This is a genomic window from Mycolicibacterium phocaicum, assembly GCF_010731115.1.
Classification (GTDB): domain Bacteria; phylum Actinomycetota; class Actinomycetes; order Mycobacteriales; family Mycobacteriaceae; genus Mycobacterium; species Mycobacterium phocaicum.
Genome location: NZ_AP022616.1, coordinates 1354079 through 1374551, shown reverse-complemented (window position 1 = coordinate 1374551; position 20473 = coordinate 1354079). Strand labels below are relative to the sequence as shown.

Sequence of the window (20473 nt, the reverse complement as noted above, 5' to 3'; positions counted from 1 at the left end):
AGGTAGCTTTCCATGACGGCTCTCAACGACGCTGAGCGCACCGCCATGGCACACAGCCGCCGCGAACCGCTCACGATGCACGTGGGGCAAACCGAGGACGAGCGAAAGAGCTGGTATCCAGCCTGGCTTCCGTCCCCCCGCTTCCTGTCCGCAGTCATTGCCATCGGTGGCATGCAGCTGCTGGCCACGATGGACAGCACCGTCGCGATCGTTGCTCTTCCTAAGATTCAGGACGAGCTCGGTCTTTCCGACGCCGGTCGCAGCTGGGTGATCACTGCTTATGTGCTGACTTTCGGTGGTCTGATGCTGCTCGGTGGCCGCCTCGGCGACACCATCGGCCGCAAGCGCACCTTCATCGTCGGTGTCGCGCTCTTCACCATCGCTTCCATCCTCTGCGGCGTCGCATGGGACGAGACCACCCTGGTCATCGCCCGGCTGCTGCAGGGTGTCGGTTCGGCCATCGCCTCGCCGACCGGTCTGGCGCTCGTCGCCACCACCTTCCCGAAGGGCCCGGCCCGTAACGCCGCCACCGCGATCTTCGCGGCCATGACGGGCGTCGGTTCGGTGATGGGCCTCGTCGTCGGCGGCGCGCTGACGGTGTTCTCGTGGCGCTACGCGTTCCTGGTGAACGTGCCGATCGGCCTCGTCATGATCTACCTGGCCCGCACCACCCTGACCGAGACGTCCCGCGAGCGCATGAAGCTCGACGCGGCCGGCGCCATCCTGGCGACCCTGGCCTGCACCGCCGCGGTGTTCGGCTTCTCGATGGGCCCGGAGAAGGGCTGGATGTCCCCGCTGACGCTGGGCTCCGGCGCCGCGGCGGCCGTACTGTTCCTGGCGTTCCTGTTCGTCGAGCGCAGCGCCGAGCACCCCGTCGTCCCGTTCAGCCTGTTCCGCGACCGCAACCGCGTGGCGACCTTCGCGGCGGTCTTCCTGGCCGGCGGTGTGATGTTCACGCTGACGGTCCTGATCGGCCTGTACGTGCAGGACATCATGGGCTACAGCGCGCTGAAGGCCGGCATCGGCTTCATCCCGTTCGTCATCGCGCTCGGCATCGGCCTGGGCCTGTCGTCGCAGCTGGTGGCGATGTTCTCGCCGCGCGTGCTGGTGATCGCCGGCGGCGTCCTGGTGCTCGCCGCGATGATCTACGGCTCCACCCTCAACGGCGGTATCCCGTACTTCCCGAACCTGGTCATCCCGATCACCGTCGGTGGTTTCGGCATCGGCATGATCGTCGTGCCGCTGACCGTCTCTGCCATCGCCGGCGTGGCGCTCAGCGACATCGGCCCGCTGTCGGCCATCGCGCTGATGCTGCAGAACCTCGGTGGCCCGGTCGTGCTGGCCGTCATCCAGGCCGTCATCACCTCGCGCACGCTGTACCTCGGCGGAACCACCGGTCCGGTCGCGAAGATGAACGCCGCGCAGCACACGGCCCTCGACCACGGCTACACCTACGGCCTGCTCTGGGTCGCCGCGGTGGCGGTGATCGTCGGTGTGGTGGCGCTGTTCATCACCTACAGCGCCGACGAAGTTGCGGCGGCACAGGACACCAAGGAAGCGCTCGACGCCGGAGAGCTCTGACGGTCTAGCTCGGCACAGTTTCCCGGAGGATCGGCGTGCCCTCGTTTGTCACCCATGCGTCGCTGACGCATGGGTGGCTGCCGTTTCTGATCCAGCTGCTGGCGTTCGCGGCGCTGTGCTGCGCGATCGGACGACGGTCGCGGCAGTGGAGCGTCAGCCGGTTGCCGTGGGCACTCGCGGTCGGCGTCGCGTGCGCGGCCGGGTTGTACTGGTACATCACCTCGCTGGGCATCGCCGGCGACCCGGCGCCGGTAGGGCTGTGGATCTGGACTGCACTAGGCGGATTCGCCGCCACGGTCCTGATTCTCGGCTGGCGCGGATCCCGGTGGCGGCGCCGCGGGATGGCCCTGCTCGCCGTACCCCTGTGCGCGCTCTGCGCGCTGCTGATGATGAATGTGTGGGTCGGATACTTCCCGACCGCGTACGTGGCGTGGCACAAGTTCACCGTCGGCAAGGTGCCCGACGAGGTGGACCGCTGGACGGTGACGGCCATGCAGCTCAAAGGCATCCGGCCGCCGCGCGGTGTCGTGGTACCCATCTCGACCAGCTCGCAGGAATCCAATTTCGCGCACCGCGCCGAACTCGTCTACCTGCCGCCGGCCTGGTTCGCCAGCAATCCGCCGCCGCAGCTGCCGACGGTCATGATGATCGGCTCGCAGCTCAACACCCCGGCGGACTGGATTTGGGCCGGCAACGCGAAGACCACGATCGACAACTACGCGGCGGCCCACGGCGGTGTGGCGCCGGTATTCGTCTTCGCGGACGCCACCGGTTCGTTCAACAACGACACCGAATGCGTCAACGGCAGTCACGGCAATTCGTCGGTCCACCTGACCAAAGAGGTGGTGCCGTACCTGATCTCGAACTTCGGCGTCAGCCCGAAGCCCGAGAACTGGGGCATCGTCGGCTGGTCCATGGGCGGCACCTGCGCGGTGCAGTTGACCACACGACATCCCAACCTGTTCAGCGCATTCGTCGACATCGCCGGCGATCTGAGCCCGAACATCGGCAGCAAGGACCAGACCATCGCCAAGCTGTACGGCGGTGACGCGGCCAAATGGGCCGAGTTCGATCCGAGCACCGTGATGCGGCAGTACGGCAGGTACCACGGGATTTCCGGGCTGTTCGAAATCCCGGGCACCGTCGCGGCCTGCAACGCGCCCGGCCCGGGTGTGCCGCGCGATGCGCGGGCGAATCCGGAGGGTCAGGACATCGCGGCCGGAACGTTGTGCGAAATCGCCCAGCAGCACGGCATCAACGCCGAGATTCGTGCGCTGCTCGGACTCCATGACTGGGGCTTCGCCAACGAGGCGTTCGCGGATTCGCTGCCATGGGTGGCCGGCAAGCTGCGGACGCCGGGAGCCGCGTCTCCGGCGGGCCGTCCGGGTACGCCGGCGACGGCCACCACGCCGGACGCGGGGCGCACGGCGGCAAGTCCACACACCGTGCCGACGCTCTAGCTCGTCGTCGGCTCCGCCCGGTGGCGGGCGGTCCAGGTTTCGCTGCTATTCATGGTGCATGACTGCAATGCGAGCCCGAGCTGTGATCGTGGCGGCTGTGCTCGCCGCGACGGCGATCACGGGCTGCCAGCGTCCGCCGGCTCCCGGGCCACAGGCCGGGTCGCTGACCGGCGCCCCGATCCTCAACACCGTCACCGCGCAGGCCGTGGTGCGCGACATGGGCGCCGCAGGCCTGCCGGTGGCCAACCCACGGGATGTGGCCAAGCAGAAATGCCCCGACATCAAGTGCATCGAGGCCATCGAGACGGACACCGTCACGGTGCTGGTGTTCTCCACGACCGGTGCTGCCGAAGGCTATGCGGGAGCTACACCGGGCACGTTCCAGGCGATGAACCTCGTTCTGCAGTTCGGCCCGACCGTCACCCTGGCGGACAAGACCGCGTACGAGCAGGTGGTGAACAAAGCGCTGCTCTGAACACGTCTGCGCGGCACAGTGCTATGCAGGAGGCATGGCCGTCAGGGGGTGCGACGTGGTCGCGGAGACCGAATCATGATGCGGCGCCAGGAGATTTCCGATGCGGTGAGCCCGCTCGGGTGGCGCCTGGTGCTCGGCGCGGTCTACACGGAGGTGTTGACGCCCGACCTGGCGGCTGGGGCGGCCGTGGCCGCCGCCGTGGCCGAGACGGCCGGCCCGCAGGCACCGGGCCACCTGAACCTCGACATCCGCGCCGACCGGGTTGTCATACGGCTGCGTTCGGCCGACGGCGTCACCGCACAGGACATCGCGCTGGCGCGCCGCATCTCTGACGCGCTGGCCGAGCGCGGCGCCGTGACCGCGCCGGGCGGTGTCTCGGTACAGGCCATCGAGGTCGCGATCGACGCCATCGACATCCCCGCGGTGCGCCCGTTCTGGCAGGCCGTCACCGGCTACGTCGACGAAGCGGGTCCGTCGGATCTGAGCGGGGGACTCGTCGACCCGGCCGGCCGCGGCCCGGCCCTGTGGTTCCAGCAGATGGATGTGCCACGGCCGCAACGCAACCGGATACATCTCGATGTCGACGTCCCGCACGACGAGGCTGCCGCGCGCATCGAGACGGCGCTGGCCGCGGGCGGCACCCTGCTGAGCGACAAAGAAGCGCCCGCGTTCTGGGTGCTCGCCGACGCCGAAGGCAACGAGGTGTGTGTCTGCACCTGGCAGGGCCGCGATTAAGCTGGCCCCCCGTGATCACCCGCATGTCCGAGCTGTTCCTGCGCACCCTGCGCGACGACCCCGCCGACGCCGAAGTGCCGAGCCACAAGCTGCTGATCCGGGCCGGCTACGTCCGCCCGATCGCGCCCGGCCTGTACAGCTGGCTGCCCTTGGGTCTCAAGGTGCTGCGCAAGATCGAGGACGTCATCCGCAGTGAGATGAACGCCATCGGCGCCCAGGAGATTCTGTTTCCGGCGCTGCTGCCACGGGCTCCCTATGAGACCACCGACCGCTGGACCGAGTACGGCGACAACCTGTTCCGGCTGCAGGACCGCCGCAAGAACGACTACCTGCTGGGGCCCACCCACGAGGAGATGTTCACCCTGACGGTCAAGGGGGAGTACTCGTCGTACAAGGACTTCCCGCTGCGGCTCTACCAAATCCAGACCAAGTACCGCGACGAGGCGCGTCCGCGCGCCGGCATCCTGCGCGGCCGCGAGTTCATCATGAAGGACTCCTACTCGTTCGACATCGACGACAGCGGCCTCAAGGACGCCTACCACGCGCACCGCGAGGCCTACCAGCGCATCTTCGACCGGCTGGCGGTCAGATACGTCATCGTGGCCGCGGTGTCGGGCGCCATGGGCGGCAGTGCCTCCGAGGAGTTCCTGGCCGAGAGCGAGGTCGGGGAGGACACCTTCGTCCGCTGCCTGCAGTCCGGCTACGCGGCCAACGTCGAAGCCGTCGTCACCGCGGTGCCCGACGCGCTGCCGATCGAGGGCCAACCCGAGGCCGTCGTCTACGACACCCCCGACGCCCCGACCATTGCCACGCTGGTCGACTGGGCCAACACCGTTGATCTCGGCCGCGAGATCACCGCCGCAGACACGTTGAAGAACGTGCTGCTGAAGGTGCGCCAGCCGGGCGGCGAGTGGGAGTTGCTGGGTATCGGTGTGCCCGGCGACCGCGAGATCGACGAGAAGCGTCTGGGTGCGGCGCTCGAGCCGGCCGAGTACGCGCTGCTCGACGATGCCGACTTCGCCGCCAACCCGTTCCTCGTGAAGGGATACGTGGGCCCGAAGGCCTTGCTGGACAACGGTATTCGATTCCTCGTGGACCCGCGGATCGTCGACGGTTCGTCGTGGATCACCGGCGCCGACGCACCCAACAAGCACATCGTCGGGATGGTGGCCGGCCGCGACTTCGTGGCCGACGGCACCATCGAGGCCGCCGACGTCCGCGACGGCGATCCCTCGCCCGACGGCGCCGGGCCGCTGGTGTCGGCGCGCGGCATCGAGATCGGGCACGTCTTCCAGCTCGGCCGCAAGTACACCGACGCTTTCAGCGCCGACGTCCTCGGCGAGAACGGCAAGCCGGTCCGCCTGACCATGGGCTCATACGGAATCGGCGTCTCGCGCATGGTCGCGGTGATCGCCGAGCAGCACCACGACGAGCTCGGCCTGCGCTGGCCGAAAGCCGTCGCACCCTTTGATGTGCACCTGGTCATCGCCAACAAGGACGCCGAGGCCCGCACCGGCGCGACCGAGCTGGCCGGCGAACTCGACCGGCTGGGCCTGGACGTGCTGCTCGACGACCGCACGTCGTCGCCGGGCGTGAAGTTCAAGGACGCCGAGCTGCTGGGTGTGCCGTGGATCGTCGTGGTCGGCCGTGGCTGGGCCGACGGCACCGTCGAGCTGCGCAACCGGTTCACCGGCGAAAAGACCGAGGTGCCGGTCGACGGCGCCGCGGCGGCGATCACGGCTGCGCTGGCGGGGTAGGCCGGTCGGCGGCGTACACGCGGACGACTCGCTACGCCGAGGATTGCGGTCACCTGGTGACTGCAATCCTCGGCGTCGGCGTATGGCGCTGGTCAGGCCGCGAGGTCGAGGCGGGTGTATTCGCATCCCGGCCCACACGCGTGGCCAGTGACGCCGATCCCATGCTGTCGCATCACTTGAGCGATCTTGGCGGCAGTCTGACACGATCGGTCGAATACTTGTTGATAGGTGAGCCGGACGGTTGACCGGCCATCGACTGCCGCGTCGAGGTCGCGCTCGAAGTCTTTGTTCCGTGCGCATGCCGAGTCGTGAAACAGGCGGCCGTCGAGTTCGACAACGAGTCGTTCCGCGTATTCGCTGTCGCGATAGACCACGCCGGCGGAGGAGACGGAGCGGGTCTGCCGTTTGGCCCGAGGCAGGCCATGCGCTCGCTCGATGCGATTGCGGTATCCGTATTCGAGAACTGAGCAGGTTCCCTCGGCGATGTCGACCAGCACTGCGCGCAGCCACCGCCGACCACGAATGCGCTGGCGGGAGTCGAGGGCTCGCAGAAGACGTTCGGCCGTGGTGCGCCTCGACTGGCAGGCGTCGGCCAGTACCGCGATGGCATCGAAACCCGTTGCGCGGCAAGCGACGTCAAGGGCGGCTTCCTCATAACGTATCCGTGGCGGCCCGACGTTCCAGAGCGCCCGTCCGTCCAGGTGGTCGACGTGGTGGATACGTACGCCTTCCGGTTCGACCAGCATGGCCCGATGGCGCGACACTGCGACATGGATGAGCGGGCCTTCGATCGACAATGCCGACTCGAGACACAACGCGGCCGGCGCCGCGTAGAGGACCGCGGCCCAGGCCCGTTGCAGCCAGGTCAGAGGTCCGGTGTGGTCGATGTATACGCCCGGGTGGACCCGTGCCCACTCGTTACGTCTGAGCAGCCGTCGGATGTGGTGGTCCTTCAGCCCGGCATCGATGGCTTGGCGACGCGAAATGACGCCCGCCTGCCGGCGAACCACTTCGTCGATGTCCACGCGATCGATGCTGGCCGATCGACGCTGTGCGGACCAGTCCCTTGTCGTCGGCCTGTGGATAACCGTTTGCGCCGAGGATCGCGGTCACCATGCGGCGGGGATCCTCGGCGTAGATGCCGATTCCGTGTCTGCCTGCCGAGCCCCTGGCAGTGCGCTACTCGGCGCCGCCGGGGAACGCCACGACAGCCGGCGTCACGCCGAGGGCCGCGCGCCACCGGGCGGCCAGCACAGCGCAATCGGTGAGGGCCTTGACGGCCAGGGTCCGGTCTTCGGTGGTGGTGGCCTGCTCGGCCACCGCGCGCCAGGCGACGGCGGTGTCCTCTTCCATCTGCAGTGCCAGCTTGCTCGCGTCGGCGGGGTTGTTCGCGTCGATGGGCAGCTGATAGCCCGCGGCCGGCAGCGGTGCCGGCACCGATCGACCGGCCAGCGCGGTGATACCGGCTTCGCGGTTGGCCCGGTGCTTGGCCATGGCCTCGGCCACCAGATCGTTGACGTCCGGCGTGGTGTGCGCCGACACCAGGCCATAGCCGTAGATGGTGCCGTGCTCGGTGGCGATCGCGTCGTACAGCGCAGCGTCGGCGGCGCTGCCCGGGCGGGTCGGGGTCGGTTGCGGGCTGGTCATGGCGCGGCCTGTCCGGCGAGGGTGACGGTGTGTGCCGCGGTGCACGCGGCGGCGATCGAGGCCAGCAGCCCGGCCCGGTAACCAGATTGGCCGGCCGCGGCGCGGCCCGCGCTGTCGGCGGCCTGCTCCAGCGCCGCCACGACTTCCTGCGGTGCCGGGGGCGCGGGTGCGGGGGTGGCGCCAGGCGTCGTCGCCGCACTCGTGGTGGGTGACGTCTCGGTGGTGGACGACGGTGCGGCGGGCGGCGGGCTGCCCATCCGGGTCAGTTCGTCGGACAGTGCGCGGGCATGTGCGTCCCGCAGCGCCGCGACGGACGTGAGCGCCGGCGCCGACTGCGGCGGCACGCCGGTGGCGGCGGAGGCGGCCAGTTGACTGTCGCGGCGGGCGCGGTCGAGTTCGGCGGTCAGGATGTCCAGGGCGGGATCACGCTGCGGTGCCGATCCGCAGGCCGACGCCGCGCCGCCGAGCAGCGCAAGTGCCGCCGTGCCCAACAGGACACGCCGTCGGCTGACGGTGGTTTCGGTGTGCGGCACAGCCACATCCTGCCATTGCCGACAGCGCCTTCCCGGCACCGCGGCGCCGGATGTTCTCCGGTGCCGCGGTCGCGATTGCCATTCGGCCATGCGCTGCTGGCGTATCGTTGTTACCGGGTTCACCCTTCTGGGGGCCCTGTCCGCACAACTCAAGATGAGGAGCTCGCCGTGGCCCGGGACACGCCGGAACGACCGCTGCAACCCAGTCGGTTACCGACCACAGGCCAGGTGCTTGAGCTGCTCAGCAGTGCTTTTGCGGACGCCGGATACGACATCGAAGAGGTGCGGGTGGACGCTGCCGCGCGGCCGCCGCGCATCGTCGTGGTGGCCGACGGTGACTCGGGTCTGGACCTCGATGCGGTCGCCGATCTCTCGCGCGTCGCATCCGAACTGCTGGACCAGGTGACCGCCGATTCCGAGCCGTATGTGCTGGAGGTCACCTCGCCCGGCGTGGAGCGTCCACTGACCGCGGAGCGGCACTACCGCCGCGCCCGTGGTCGCAAGGTCGAGCTGACCCTGGCCGACGGCACGTCGCTGACGGGCCGGCTGGGCGAGCACGACGGCAGCGCGATCCAACTGGTCGTCGCCAACCGCGGGGTGCTGTCGGTGCAGACCGTCGCGCTCGCGGACATTACGAAAGCTGTTGTACAGGTTGAATTTTCACCACCCAATCGCCGGGAACTGGAGCTGGCGGGTATGACCGGAGAGGGGGCCGACGGATGAATATCGACATGGCGGCACTACATGCCATCGAGGCGGACAAGGGAATCAGCGTCGACGTCGTCGTCGACACCATCAAGACGGCGCTGCTGACCGCCTACCGCCACACCGAAGGGCACGAGCCCGACGCGTACATCGACATCGACCGCAAGTCGGGCATCGTGCGGGTGATCGCCCGCCAGACCGACACCGACGGGACCGTCATCCACGAGTGGGACGACACCCCCGAGGGATTCGGCCGCATCGCGGCGACCACCGCGCGTCAGGTCATCCTGCAGCGGTTGCGCGACGCGGAGAACGAGAAGAACTACGGCGAGTTCTCGGCGCGTGAGGGCGACATCGTCGCCGGCGTGATCCAGCGTGATGCCCGGGCCAACGCCCGCGGCCTCGTGGTGGTGCGGGTCGGTACCGAGGCCAAGGGTTCCGAGGGCGTCATCCCGGCCGCCGAGCAGGTGCCGGGGGAGAGCTACGTGCACGGTGACCGGGTGCGCTGCTACGTCGTCGGGGTCACCCGTGGTGCCCGCGAACCCGTCATCACGCTGTCGCGGACGCACCCGAACCTGGTTCGCAAGCTGTTCTCGCTGGAGGTGCCCGAGATCGCCGACGAGTCGGTCGAGATCGTCGCGGTGGCCCGCGAGGCCGGGCACCGGTCCAAGATCGCCGTCGCGTCGCGGGTGCCGGGGCTCAACGCTAAGGGTGCATGCATCGGCCCGATGGGGCAGCGCGTGCGCAACGTGATGAGTGAGCTCTCGGGCGAGAAGATCGACATCATCGACTACGACGAGGACCCGGCGAAGTTCGTCGCCAACGCGCTGTCGCCGGCCAAGGTCGTGTCGGTGACGGTGATCGACGAGGCGCAGCGCGCGGCGCGGGTCGTGGTGCCCGACTTCCAGTTGTCACTGGCGATCGGCAAGGAGGGCCAGAACGCCCGACTGGCGGCGCGACTCACCGGTTGGCGCATCGACATCCGGAGTGACGCCGACGGTCAGGGCGCGCCGGCAGCCCCGGGAGGCCGCAGCGGCGGCCACGATCGCTGAGGCGAAAACCCGCAGTTACCGGCGGCGTGTCGGGGCCGCGACCGCGATTGAAGTTCACGGGCCCGGAGACGGTAGACTGCACTGTGATCCAGCGCGAGACTCCGACAGCTCCGGTGCGTACCTGCATCGGCTGCCGGAAACGAGAGCTGGCCGTCGACTTGCTTCGAGTGGCCGCTGTACGCGACGGGAACGGTAAATGCGCCGTCTCGGTCGATTCAGCGGGTAACCTGCCGGGTCGGGGTGCGTGGTTGCACCCGGTTCAGCAGTGCCTCAACGCGGCAGTTCGGCGGCGAGCATTCGCCCGAGCGTTGCGCATCACCGGTTCGCCGGACACCTCTGCGGTCGAAGAGTTCTTCAGTGCCTTACCCGCCTGACGGACCCGGAACGCCACAGCTAGAGAACAGGTAGCGAAGAACATGAGCACACCGTGAAGTCCCGATGACCATGCGTCATAGCTAAACCGAGGCGCGGCCTACCCACCGCTGACGCCTCACGACGAGGAGAGAAGTGGCAGCAGGTAAGGCACGCGTACACGAGTTGGCCAAAGAACTCGGTGTCACCAGCAAGGAAGTGCTCGCCCGACTGAGCGAACAGGGCGAATTCGTAAAATCTGCGTCCTCCACCGTGGAGGCGCCCGTCGCACGCCGGTTGCGTGAAGCTTTCGGCGGCGGCAAGCCGTCCAAGGCGGAAGCTTCTGCGGCACCGGCCGCCCCCGCGGCCAAGCCGTCGGGTGCCCCGAAGCCCGGCGCACCCAAGCCGGCACCCGCCGCGCCTGCACCGGCAGCGCCGGCCGCAGCAGCTCCGGCGCCCGCAGCACCGGCAGCTCCCGCCGCCGGTGGCCCCAAGCCCGGTGCCCCGCGGCCCGCAGCGCCGCAGCCCCAGGCCCCGGCTCCCGCAGCGCCTGCCGCTCCGGCAGCGTCCGCGGCCCCGGCCGCTCCGGCTCAGCCGCGTCCGGCCACCCCGGGTGCGACCCCGGGTCCGCGTCCCGGCGCACCCAAACCGGCTCCGCGGGCTCCGCGCGTCGGCAACAACCCCTTCTCTTCCCAGCAGCCGGTCGAGCGCCCGGCCCCGCGTCCGGCTCCCGGTCCCGGTGGCCCACGTCCGGGTCCCGGCGCCGGCGGTCCCCGTCCTGGCGGCGGCCCGCGTCCGGGTGTCACGCCGGGCAACATGCCCCCGCGTCCGCCGGGTGCCCGTCCGGGTGCCGTCGGTCGTCCGGGTGGTCCGCGTCCCGGCCCCGGTGGCGGTCCGCGTCCCGGTGGTGGCCCTCGTCCCGGCGGTGCCGGTGGCGGCGGTAACTACCGCGGCGGTGGCGCCGGTGGCGGCGCAGGTGCAGGTGCCGGTGGTGGCTTCCGCGGTCGTCCCGGTGGCGGCGGCGCCCCCGGTGGCGGTGGTCCCGGTGGCGGCGGCGGTCGTCCCGGTCAGCGCGGCGGTGCCGCGGGTGCCTTCGGGCGTCCGGGTGGCGCGCCCCGTCGTGGCCGTAAGTCGAAGCGCGCAAAACGCGCCGAATACGAGAACATGCAGGCCCCGATCGTCGGTGGCGTGCGGTTGCCGCACGGCAACGGCGAGGTCATCCGCCTCGCTCGCGGTGCGTCCCTGAGCGACTTCGCCGAGAAGATCAACGCCAACCCGGCTTCGCTGGTGCAGGCGCTGTTCAACCTGGGCGAGATGGTGACCGCCACGCAGTCGGTGGGTGACGACACCCTCGAGCTGCTCGGTAGCGAGATGAACTACGTCGTGCAGGTCGTGTCCCCGGAGGACGAGGACCGCGAGCTGCTCGAGTCGTTCGACCTGACCTACGGCGAGGACGCCGGCGACGAGGACGACCTGGCCAGCCGGCCGCCGGTGGTCACCGTCATGGGCCACGTCGACCACGGTAAGACGCGACTGCTCGACACCATCCGTAAGGCGAACGTCCGCGAGGGCGAAGCCGGTGGCATCACCCAGCACATCGGCGCCTACCAGGTGCTGACCGAGCTGGACGGCAACGAGCGTCTGGTGACGTTCATCGACACCCCGGGTCACGAGGCGTTCACCGCCATGCGTGCCCGTGGCGCCAAGGCCACCGACATCGCGATCCTCGTGGTCGCCGCCGACGACGGTGTCATGCCGCAGACGGTGGAGGCCATCAACCACGCACAGGCCGCTGATGTGCCGATCGTGGTGGCGGTCAACAAGATCGACAAGGAAGGCGCGGATCCGCAGAAGATCCGGGCGCAGCTGACCGAGTACAACCTGGTGGCCGAGGACTACGGCGGCGACACCATGTTCGTGGACATCTCGGCCAAGCAGGGCACCAACATCGACGGCCTGCTCGAAGCAGTGCTGCTGACCGCGGATGCCTCGCTGGACCTGCGGGCCAACCCCGACATGGAGGCCCAGGGTGTGGCCATCGAGGCGCACCTGGACCGCGGTCGCGGCCCGGTCGCCACGGTGCTGGTGCAGCGCGGCACGCTGCGCGTCGGTGACTCGGTGGTCGCCGGCGACGCCTACGGCCGCGTCCGCCGCATGGTCGACGAGCACGGCGAGGACGTCGAAGAGGCGTTCCCGTCGCGTCCGGTCCAGGTCATCGGTTTCACCTCGGTGCCCGGCGCCGGCGACAACTTCCTGGTCGTCGACGAAGACCGCATCGCCCGGCAGATCGCCGACCGGCGCAGCGCGCGCAAGCGCAACGCGCTGGCCGCCCGTTCGCGCAAGCGCATCAGCCTGGAAGATCTGGATTCGGCGCTGAAGGAAACCAGCCAGCTGAACCTGATCCTGAAGGGCGACAACTCGGGCACCGTCGAGGCGCTCGAGGAGGCCTTGATGGGCATCCAGATCGACGACGAGGTGGAACTGCGCGTCATCGACCGCGGTGTAGGTGGCGTCACCGAGACCAACGTCAACCTGGCGTCGGCTTCGGACGCGATCATCATCGGCTTCAACGTTCGTGCCGAGGGCAAGGCGACGGAGCTGGCGAACCGCGAGGGTGTGGAGATCCGGTACTACTCGGTGATCTACCAGGCCATCGACGAGATCGAGAGCGCGCTGAAGGGCATGCTCAAGCCGGTTTACGAGGAGAAGGAGCTCGGCCGCGCCGAGATCCGCGCCATCTTCCGGTCGTCGAAGGTCGGCAACATCGCAGGTTGCCTCGTGCAGTCGGGCATCATGCGGCGTAACGCCAAGGCCCGCCTGCTGCGCGACAACATCGTCATCGCCGAGAACCTCACGGTGTCTTCGCTCAAGCGCGAGAAGGACGACGCCACCGAGGTGCGCGAAGGTTACGAATGCGGTCTGACGCTGACCTACAACGACATCAAGGAAGGCGACGTCATCGAGACGTACGAGCTCGTCGAGAAGGCTCGGACGTAGTACATGGCTGATCCCGCACGGGCCAAGCGATTGGCCAAGCGCATCTCGACGATCGTCGCCTCGGCGATCGAGTATGAGATCAAGGATCCGAGGCTCGACGGCGTGACGATCACCGATGCCAAGATGACCGGTGATCTGCACGACGCGACGCTGTACTACACGGTCATCGGGACCAGCCTCGACGAGGAGCCGGACTACGCCGGTGTCGCGGCTGCGCTGGAGAAGGCGAAGGGCGCGTTGCGCTCGAAAGTCGGTGCGGGAACCGGGGTTCGGTTCACGCCCACGCTGACTTTCGAGCGCGACACCGTGCCGGATGCGGCTCTGAAGATGGAAGAGCTGCTGGCCCGGGCCCGCGCCGCCGACGAGGACGTGGCCCGAATCCGCGAAGGTGCCAAGCACGCCGGTGACGCCGATCCGTACCGTGTGGTGGGGGACAGCGATTCCGAGGATGCAGGTGACGGCGATCGAACCGACGACTGAGATTCGGCCGCAGGGCGCGCGGGTTGACGCGCGCGGTGCGGCCGATCTGCTCGGTGCGGTCGAGAGCGTGAGCGTGGTTGCCCACGTCTACCCCGACGCCGACACCATCGGGGCGGGCCTGGCGCTCGCATTGGTGCTCAGCGAAGCCGGCAAGGACGTGCAGGTCGGTTTTGCCGCTCCTGCGACCGTGCCGGACTCGCTGCAGACCCTGCCGGGCGGGCACCTGCTGGTGCCGCCGGACCAGATGCGTCCGGACGCCGACCTGGTGGTCACCGTCGACATTCCGAGCGTCAACCGCCTGGGTTCGTTGGCCAAGCTGGCCGATCCCGGGCGACAGGTGCTGGTGATCGATCACCACGCCTCGAACCGGTTGTTCGGCACCGCGAATTACGTTGACCCGTCGGCGGATTCGACCACCATGCTGGTGGCCGAGCTGCTGGACGCCTGGGGCAAGCCGATCGAGCTGCCGGTGGCGCACTGCCTGTACGCCGGGCTGACCACCGACACCGGCTCGTTCCGGTGGGCCAGCGCCCGGGCCTACCGGCTCGCGGCGCGGCTGCTCGACATCGGCGTCGACAACGCAGCGGTCAGCCGCGCGCTGCTCGACACCCACCCGTACTCGTGGCTGCCCATGCTGTCCCGGGTGCTGTCGACGGCGTGCCTGGTGCCCGAGGCTGCCGGCGGCAAAGGCCTGGTGTATGCCGTTGTGGCGCACCAGGAATACGCGGCTGCGCGATCGGAAGAGGTCGAGAGCATCGTGGACATCGTGCGGACCACGTCCGAGGCCGAGGTGGCCGCGGTGCTCAAAGAGATCGAACCGGGGCAGTGGTCGGTGTCCCTGCGCGCCAAGACCGAGGTCGATGTGTCGGTGCTGGCCAGTACGTTCGGCGGCGGCGGCCACCGGTTCGCGGCGGGCTACTCACCGACCGGAACCACCGAGGACGTTGTCGCGGCCCTCGTCGCCGCCCTCTCTTGATCCCGCGAGCGTCCGTGTTTGTACGGCGACACGCCGCAAATTGCGCGCATTTCGGGGCCGCTCGTCGGCCACGAGGGTGCGCGTCATGACCACCGAGGTCACCGGCCGACGCATCGCGGGGCTGGCTTTCCCCGCCCTCGGGGTGCTCGCCGCCGAGCCGATCTACCTCCTGCTGGACACCGCGGTCGTCGGCCGGCTGGGTGCGCTGCCCTTGGCAGGTCTGGCCGTCGGCGGGCTGATCCTGAGCCTGGTCGGGTCGCAGCTGACGTTCCTGTCGTACGGCACGACGTCGCGATCTGCCCGGAGCTTCGGCGCCGGTGACCGGGCCGGCGCGGTCGGCGAGGGGGTGCAGGCCACGTGGCTGGCACTGGGTGTCGGGTTGCTGATCGTCGCTGTCGTGCAGGCGCTGGCGCCGTTTCTGCTCACGGCCATTGCCGGGTCTCGGGGCGGCATCGCCGAGACCGCACTACCGTGGCTGCGTGTCGCGGTCCTGGCCGTGCCCGCGATCCTGATGTCCATGGCCGGCAACGGCTGGCTGCGCGGCGTGCAGGACACGGTGCGGCCGCTGCGTTATGTGCTTGTCGGCGTGGGTGTTTCGGCGGTGCTATGCCCGCTCCTGGTCTTCGGGTGGCTCGGATTGCCACGGCTGGGCCTGACGGGCTCGGCCGTCGCGAATCTCGTGGGGCAGTGGCTCGCCGCGGCGCTGTTCGGGTATGCGCTGCTGTCCGAACGGGTTTCGCTGCGGCTGCGGCCCGACGTGCTGCGCGCACAACTGACCATGGGACGCGACCTCGTGCTGCGGTCCCTTGCGTTCCAGGTGTGTTTCCTGTCTGCCGGCGCAGTCGCGGCCAGGTTCGGCGCGGCCGCCGTCGCCGCCCATCAGGTGGTGCTGCAGCTGTGGAATTTCCTTGCGTTGGTGCTGGATTCGCTGGCCATCGCGGCGCAGTCGCTGGTGGGTGCGGCCCTCGGCGCGGGGGAGCCGGCGCACGCCAAGACAGTGGCGCGGCGTGTGACGATCTACTCGGCTGCCGCGGCGACGGTGTTGGCGGCGGTGTTCGCGCTCGGCGCCGGGGTGTTGCCCGCGTTGTTCACCTCGGACGCGGGGGTGCGCGGTCAGATCGGCATCCCGTGGTGGTTCATGGTGGCCCAATTGCCCATCGCCGGAATCGTTTTCGCCCTCGACGGGGTGCTGCTGGGCGCCGGTGACGCGAAGTTCATGCGCAACGCCACCCTGATCAGCGGGCTCGTCGGCTTCCTGCCGCTGATCTGGCTGTCGCTGGCCTTCGGCTGGGGTCTGGCCGGTATCTGGTCCGGGCTCAGTACGTTCCTGGTGCTGCGGCTCGTCTTCGTGGGCTGGCGTGCGTTGTCCGGCCGCTGGGCTTGATTGGCTCCTCTCGCGAGCGGCCGTGTCTGTACCCGACACACCGTGGTTTCCGTGCAAAAACGTCCCGCTCAGCGCTGGTGAGCGGGACGTTCTTGCACAGCTGGAGCGGCGTGTCGGCGTACAGACACGGCCGCTCGCGGGAAGGAAAGGACAGCTCGCGGGAAGGAAAGGACAGCTCGCGGGAAGGAGAGGACAGCTCGCGGGAAGGAAAGGACAGCTATCAGACCTGGGTGCGGCCGCGCTGCATGACGGCGTCGCGGTTGGCGGCGATGTCGTTGCCGCTGGACGCGTCCATCCATTTCCGGGCCGACGCGGCTTCGATCCACAGCCCGGCGTCGGTCTGCGAGCCGTCGATCTTGTGGTACGAGTCCAGCAGCGCGCGAACGGCGTTCTGGTTGTTCCCGACGATCGAGGCGGCGACGCGGCGTGCGGTCGGGAGCAGCTCGTCGTGCGGGACCACCTCGGTGACCAGCCCGGCGCGCAGTGCCTCCGCCGCGGACAGGTAGTCGCCGGTCAGGCTCATCCGGCGGGCCAGCCCGACGCCGGCCTTTTGCGGCAGTCGCACACTCAGACCCCAGGTCGGCAGCAGGCCGACGCGGGCGTGGGTGTCGGCGAACTTGGCGTTCTCCGAGGCGATCAGGATGTCGCAGTACAGCGCCAGTTCCAGGCCGCCGGTGACGGCGGCACCGTTGATGGCGCCGATCACGGGCTTGGTCATGTTGGGCCACTTCGGCGAGATGTCCGGCAGATCCGCGCCCTCGCCGAGCTCCTTGAGGTCCAGACCGGCGCAGAACACGGGGTCGGCGCCCGTCAGGATCACCACATCGACGTCCGGGTCGGCCTCGGCATGGCGCAGTGCGCCGTAGAAGGCATCACGCAGCTCGTAGGACAGCGCGTTCCGCGACTTCGGCCGGTTCAGCGTCAGGGTGCGTACGCGGTCGGTGGTGTCGATCAGTAGAACGTCAGTCACATTGGCTCCTTATTTCGTGGTCACCCACCGACACCGTAACTTGCGGCCGGGAACCGTCACTTGCCACCTGGGATGACGGCCACAACCACAGGATCATGTAAGGAATGGCGGTGGCCACCGCCCACTGAACCTTCGGGCCGGCAAGGTCCGCGCATACTCGAGAAGCGCTGAACCCAGGCGAAATCCACCTCCGTCGGCGCCCCTACGTCGATGAGAGGTGACCGTCATGTCTGACCCCCCATGGCATGCAGTACGGGCAAATCCCAGCCGGCCAGCCGTTGCCGGTCGACTACAACCTCCAGCCGCATCCGCCCGGCCCGCCCGGCCCGCTTGCGGACCCTGGTCAACGCCCTCTGACACTGTCGCTGGCGATCGTCGGGATGTGGATAGGCGCCGCACTCGTTGTCGTCCTCGCCGCACTGGGGGGCGCGATTCGCCGAGGGCCTGCCTGCGGGATCCGAGGCCGAGCGGGCAGGGCAGATGATCGACTTGTTGGTGGCGCTGCTCCTTTTCGGCGTCGTGCAGCTCGGGCTGTGGATCTGGATGGCCCTCGCTGCTGTCAAGGCCGTCGCATGGGCCCGTGTTGTGGCCACGGTTTTGGGCGCCATCGGCATCGTGATGCGTCTGGCATTCCTCGTGGGCGACATTGTGGCAATTACGGGCGACGGTGTTCCGAACGCCCTGGCCAGCCACGTGGTCGTCGAAGGAACCATCAACGCAGCGTTTGTGGTTGTCGCGATCGCTGTCCTGGTCCTGCTGTGGCTTCCGTCGACCTCGGCGTACTACTGCGCCGTTGCCGAGGCGAAGCGGCATCGCCTGGCACCGTGGTGATTTGCCCGATCGTCTCCGAGCGCGCCTATCGTGGAGGCCATGTGCCGGAACATCACCGAACTGCGTGGCCTGGAACCGGCCGCCACGGCCGAGGAGATCGAGGCCGCCGCACGTCAGTACATCCGCAAGGTCAGCGGGATCACCCGTCCCACCGCCGCGAACGTCGACGCCTTCGAAGCCGCGGTCGCGGAGGTCACGGCCGTGACCGAGAGGCTGCTGAACCAGCTGCCGGCCCGTCGGCAGCCACCCCGGACGGTGCCGCCGCTGCGCCGGCCCGAGGTGCAGGCGAGGCTGGCCGCCAAGTGAATTCGCCCGCGCTCAAGGAGTGGGGCGCGGCGGTGCAGGCGCTGCTCGACGGCCGACAGACGGTGCTGTTGCGCAAGGGCGGCATCGGGGAGAAGCGATTTGCGGTAGAGGCTCCCGAGTTCGTGTTCTTTCCGACGGTCGAGCACAGCCACGCGGCGCGGGTCCGGCCGGAGTTCGCCGATCTTCTCGAGCGGGCGGCGGGCGACAGCACCGAAACCGAAGTGGTTCTGCGCGGCGGCGCGAAAGTCGTTGCCGCCGTGGCAGTCGAGCGCCCGGAGCGGTTGGACGCCATCGCCGATCTGCACATCTGGACCGCTCAATCGGTGCAGAGCGACCGGCTGGATTTCCGGCCCCGGCACCGGCTGACGGTCCTGGTGGTGCAGGCGAAACCGCTCGTGGCACCAGTCCGGCTGCTGCGCACCCCGGACTACGCCGGCTGCCGCAGCTGGGTGGACCTGCCCGTCACGCCGGAGTGGGGCCCGCCGGTGCACGACGACGCCGCGCTGGCCGCCGTCGCCCAGCGGGTACGTGACTCAGTCGGCTGACAGTGCAACCATCGGCAGTAGCAGCCGGGACACCCCGCCCGTACCGTGATGCACCGTCTGGGTGGACGGCACCATGCGCTCACCGGAGACGACGGGCTCGCCGGTGCCGAGGTTCCGGTCGTAGCGCGGATGGCAACCGCCCGCGACGATCACCCGCAGCCTGGACCCGGCCGGGATCCGGTGCGCGACGGCGTCGAGCTCGAGTCGGACGGTCGCGGGTTCGTCCGAAGGTGTTGTGAGCCTACGGAATCCGTCGCTGACGTTGCGGGACTTGCCCTGTGCGTCGACCACGCTGAGCCGGACGAAGATGTCCCGGTTGGGATTGTCGCACGACTGGGTCAGCTCGATCACCGGGTTGCCGATCAGGTACAGGTCTTCGGCGAGCGGCTCACCGGTGAAGTCGACGACGTCCGGGCGCCGACTCAGCGCCGAGTCCTCCTGGTAGCCCGCAGCCGATGACAGCAGCCGGCCGCCCAGCGTGGGCGTCGGCGCCGCCGGATCGAAGGTGAACCGTGACGGCGATGCGGTCTCGGCGGGCGCGGTCGCACTGAGCCGATGCGCCGGCTGCAGGTAGAGCTCGAGTTCGGTGGCGGCCGGTGGCCAGTCCGGCATGGTCAGCCAGCCTTGCCCGTTGACCTCGACCCGCACCGCCGGCCGCTCGGGTGACGTAGGACTCTCGGCCAGGTGGGTATCGAGCCAGGCCAGCGATTCGCGCAGCACCGTGGCGCCGCCGCGTGCCATCACCTGGCTGTGGGTCCACGACCCGATGGTGACCGCGGTCGGCACACCGCGCGACTTCAGGCGCTGAAACTGCGTCAGGGTCTGCTCCAGGAACAGGTCCTGCCAGCCGCCGATGAGCAGCACCGGCACGTCGACCTTGTCGAGGGTGTCGGCCAGGGCCATGTTCTCCCAGAACGGGTCGGTGCCGTCGGGGTGGCTGAGCCACGATTCGTACCAGGGCGCTCCGGAACGCAGCAGCCGACGTCCGGCGGCCCCGGCGGGAGCCTGCGTGTGGGTGCTGGCGACCAGGCGCGGTGCCCGGAATCGCCGTAACACGACGGAGAGCGGGGCGTCTTCCTGGTGCGCCATCATGTCGCTCCAGCCCAGGAAGTTGTCGAGCGTGAACGCGCCTGTGCCCCAGGTTGATTCAGCGAAGTCGTGGGGGCCGACCATGACGATCGCGGCCTTGAGTTCGGGCGGGGGATCGGTGAGCAGCGCCCACTGGGTGAAGCCCAGGTACGACAACCCGATCGTCGCGAACGATCCGGTGAACCACGGCTGGTCGCGCAACCAGGCGGCGGTGTCCACGGCATCCGCGATCTCGTTCACCATGGGTTCGAAGTCGCCACCGGAGCCGAACGTGCCGCGCACGCTCTGCAGCAGCACGTGGTAGCCGCGGCGGGCGTACGTCGCGCCGAACACCGGGCCGAACGGGAAGCCGCGGCCGTAGGGGCACCGCACCAGCAGGGTGCCCTTCGCGGTGCCGGTGGGCGCGTAGTGGCTGCCGACCAGTTCGACGCCGTCACGCATCGGGGTGGTGACGCGGCTGACGGTGTAGTCGGTTGTCGGGGGCGGTACGTCGAGGATGCGGCTCAGCAACCGGGAGCCGAGACGGGCGATTCGGGAGCTCACCATTCGGATGGTACCGATCCGTACCGGTCGGCGCCGTGCCCGCTGGTCCGGCCGGA

19 protein-coding genes and 1 pseudogene are annotated in these 20473 nt (G+C 69.2%); 15 read left to right on the top strand and 5 right to left on the bottom strand.

The features are described 5' to 3' along the window. The first annotated feature begins 45 nt into the window (after positions 1-45). From G6N46_RS06695 to G6N46_RS06675, 5 genes are all read left to right on the top strand, one after another. The gene (locus G6N46_RS06695) at positions 46-1581 is read left to right on the top strand and encodes an MFS transporter (RefSeq protein WP_234880622.1); all 1536 of its coding nucleotides are present in this window, start codon (positions 46-48) and stop codon (positions 1579-1581) included. A gap of 35 nt (positions 1582-1616) precedes the next feature. Further along, complete coding sequence (locus G6N46_RS06690) at positions 1617-3041, top strand: alpha/beta hydrolase (protein WP_138248891.1); 1425 nt, start codon at positions 1617-1619, stop codon at positions 3039-3041. A gap of 88 nt (positions 3042-3129) precedes the next feature. Then, positions 3130-3516 carry a hypothetical protein gene (locus tag G6N46_RS06685; protein ID WP_138248892.1) on the top strand — a complete coding sequence of 129 codons (387 nt, stop codon included), beginning with the start codon at positions 3130-3132 and terminating at the stop codon, positions 3514-3516. Positions 3517-3594: 78 nt separating this feature from the next. Continuing rightward, a complete protein-coding gene (locus G6N46_RS06680) occupies positions 3595-4251 on the top strand; it encodes a 4a-hydroxytetrahydrobiopterin dehydratase family protein (protein WP_167526455.1) in 657 nt (218 codons plus the stop codon). Positions 4252-4262: 11 nt separating this feature from the next. Beyond that, positions 4263-6008 carry a proline--tRNA ligase gene (locus G6N46_RS06675; RefSeq protein WP_138248894.1) on the top strand — a complete coding sequence of 582 codons (1746 nt, stop codon included), beginning with the start codon at positions 4263-4265 and terminating at the stop codon, positions 6006-6008. A 92-nt stretch (positions 6009-6100) separates the two neighbouring features. Here G6N46_RS06675 and G6N46_RS06670 read toward each other — a convergent pair whose 3' ends face one another. The 3 genes from G6N46_RS06670 to G6N46_RS06660 all read right to left on the bottom strand — a co-directional run bounded on the left by G6N46_RS06670 (position 6101) and on the right by G6N46_RS06660 (position 8188). Beyond that, a complete protein-coding gene (locus tag G6N46_RS06670) occupies positions 6101-7033 on the bottom strand; it encodes a type IV toxin-antitoxin system AbiEi family antitoxin domain-containing protein (protein WP_138248895.1) in 933 nt (310 codons plus the stop codon). Between the two features lie 154 nt (positions 7034-7187). Next, complete coding sequence (locus G6N46_RS06665) at positions 7188-7655, bottom strand: ferritin-like domain-containing protein (RefSeq protein WP_138248896.1); 468 nt, start codon at positions 7653-7655, stop codon at positions 7188-7190. Then, entirely contained in the window at positions 7652-8188 is a 537-nt protein-coding gene (locus tag G6N46_RS06660) for a hypothetical protein (protein WP_133426018.1), read from the bottom strand. The genes G6N46_RS06665 and G6N46_RS06660 overlap by 4 nt, the downstream gene beginning before the upstream one ends. A gap of 168 nt (positions 8189-8356) precedes the next feature. Here G6N46_RS06660 and rimP point away from each other — a divergent pair, with 168 nt between their 5' ends. The 7 genes and pseudogenes from rimP (at position 8357) to G6N46_RS06625 (ending at position 16133) form a co-directional block, all read left to right on the top strand. Further along, positions 8357-8911, top strand: a complete 555-nt coding sequence (rimP, locus tag G6N46_RS06655) for a ribosome maturation factor RimP (protein WP_226521685.1) — start codon at positions 8357-8359, stop codon at positions 8909-8911. Next, on the top strand, positions 8908-9945 hold the full coding sequence (nusA, locus tag G6N46_RS06650) for a transcription termination factor NusA (RefSeq protein ID WP_138248897.1): 1038 nt from the start codon (positions 8908-8910) through the stop codon (positions 9943-9945). Before rimP ends, nusA begins: the two co-directional genes overlap by 4 nt. Before the next feature lie 83 nt (positions 9946-10028). Beyond that, a pseudogene (locus G6N46_RS06645) lies at positions 10029-10387 on the top strand (YlxR family protein). 65 nt (positions 10388-10452) lie between these two features. After that, positions 10453-13293 carry a translation initiation factor IF-2 gene (gene infB, locus G6N46_RS06640; protein WP_163692629.1) on the top strand — a complete coding sequence of 947 codons (2841 nt, stop codon included), beginning with the start codon at positions 10453-10455 and terminating at the stop codon, positions 13291-13293. Positions 13294-13296: 3 nt separating this feature from the next. Beyond that, a complete protein-coding gene (gene rbfA, locus G6N46_RS06635) occupies positions 13297-13773 on the top strand; it encodes a 30S ribosome-binding factor RbfA (protein WP_060999649.1) in 477 nt (158 codons plus the stop codon). Further along, positions 13742-14749, top strand: a complete 1008-nt coding sequence (locus G6N46_RS06630) for a DHH family phosphoesterase (protein WP_275938039.1) — start codon at positions 13742-13744, stop codon at positions 14747-14749. The genes rbfA and G6N46_RS06630 overlap by 32 nt, the downstream gene beginning before the upstream one ends. Before the next feature lie 85 nt (positions 14750-14834). Then, complete coding sequence (locus tag G6N46_RS06625) at positions 14835-16133, top strand: MATE family efflux transporter (protein WP_138248916.1); 1299 nt, start codon at positions 14835-14837, stop codon at positions 16131-16133. A gap of 220 nt (positions 16134-16353) precedes the next feature. On the opposite strand, the gene G6N46_RS06620 is transcribed toward G6N46_RS06625, so the two are convergent. Then, positions 16354-17103, bottom strand: coding sequence for an enoyl-CoA hydratase (locus G6N46_RS06620; protein ID WP_138248917.1), 750 nt, complete (start codon positions 17101-17103; stop codon positions 16354-16356). Positions 17104-17583: 480 nt separating this feature from the next. Here G6N46_RS06620 and G6N46_RS06615 point away from each other — a divergent pair, with 480 nt between their 5' ends. From G6N46_RS06615 to G6N46_RS06605, 3 genes are read left to right on the top strand one after another with little or no spacing between them, the layout of a single operon-like run. Further along, entirely contained in the window at positions 17584-17934 is a 351-nt protein-coding gene (locus G6N46_RS06615) for a hypothetical protein (RefSeq protein WP_138248918.1), read from the top strand. A 39-nt stretch (positions 17935-17973) separates the two neighbouring features. Beyond that, the gene (locus G6N46_RS06610) at positions 17974-18240 is read left to right on the top strand and encodes a DUF2277 domain-containing protein (RefSeq protein WP_163692628.1); all 267 of its coding nucleotides are present in this window, start codon (positions 17974-17976) and stop codon (positions 18238-18240) included. Then, positions 18237-18785, top strand: coding sequence for a DUF1802 family protein (locus G6N46_RS06605; RefSeq protein WP_138248920.1), 549 nt, complete (start codon positions 18237-18239; stop codon positions 18783-18785). Before G6N46_RS06610 ends, G6N46_RS06605 begins: the two co-directional genes overlap by 4 nt. On the opposite strand, the gene G6N46_RS06600 is transcribed toward G6N46_RS06605, so the two are convergent. After that, on the bottom strand, positions 18774-20420 hold the full coding sequence (locus G6N46_RS06600; protein WP_138248921.1) for a CocE/NonD family hydrolase: 1647 nt from the start codon (positions 20418-20420) through the stop codon (positions 18774-18776). The two genes, G6N46_RS06605 and G6N46_RS06600, sit on opposite strands and share 12 nt — an antisense overlap. Between the last annotated feature and the right edge of the window lie 53 nt (positions 20421-20473).

Coding starts and splice junctions, on each gene's coding strand:
- G6N46_RS06695 (WP_234880622.1), top strand. CDS start 46: ATGGCACACAGCCGCCGCGAACCGCTCACGATGCACGTGGGGCAAACC.
- G6N46_RS06680 (WP_167526455.1), top strand. CDS start 3,595: ATGCGGCGCCAGGAGATTTCCGATGCGGTGAGCCCGCTCGGGTGGCGC.
- G6N46_RS06665 (WP_138248896.1), bottom strand. CDS start 7,655: ATGACCAGCCCGCAACCGACCCCGACCCGCCCGGGCAGCGCCGCCGAC.
- nusA (WP_138248897.1), top strand. CDS start 8,908: ATGAATATCGACATGGCGGCACTACATGCCATCGAGGCGGACAAGGGA.
- rbfA (WP_060999649.1), top strand. CDS start 13,297: ATGGCTGATCCCGCACGGGCCAAGCGATTGGCCAAGCGCATCTCGACG.
- G6N46_RS06630 (WP_275938039.1), top strand. CDS start 13,742: ATGCAGGTGACGGCGATCGAACCGACGACTGAGATTCGGCCGCAGGGC.
- G6N46_RS06625 (WP_138248916.1), top strand. CDS start 14,835: ATGACCACCGAGGTCACCGGCCGACGCATCGCGGGGCTGGCTTTCCCC.
- G6N46_RS06615 (WP_138248918.1), top strand. CDS start 17,584: ATGATCGACTTGTTGGTGGCGCTGCTCCTTTTCGGCGTCGTGCAGCTC.
- G6N46_RS06610 (WP_163692628.1), top strand. CDS start 17,974: ATGTGCCGGAACATCACCGAACTGCGTGGCCTGGAACCGGCCGCCACG.
- G6N46_RS06600 (WP_138248921.1), bottom strand. CDS start 20,420: ATGGTGAGCTCCCGAATCGCCCGTCTCGGCTCCCGGTTGCTGAGCCGC.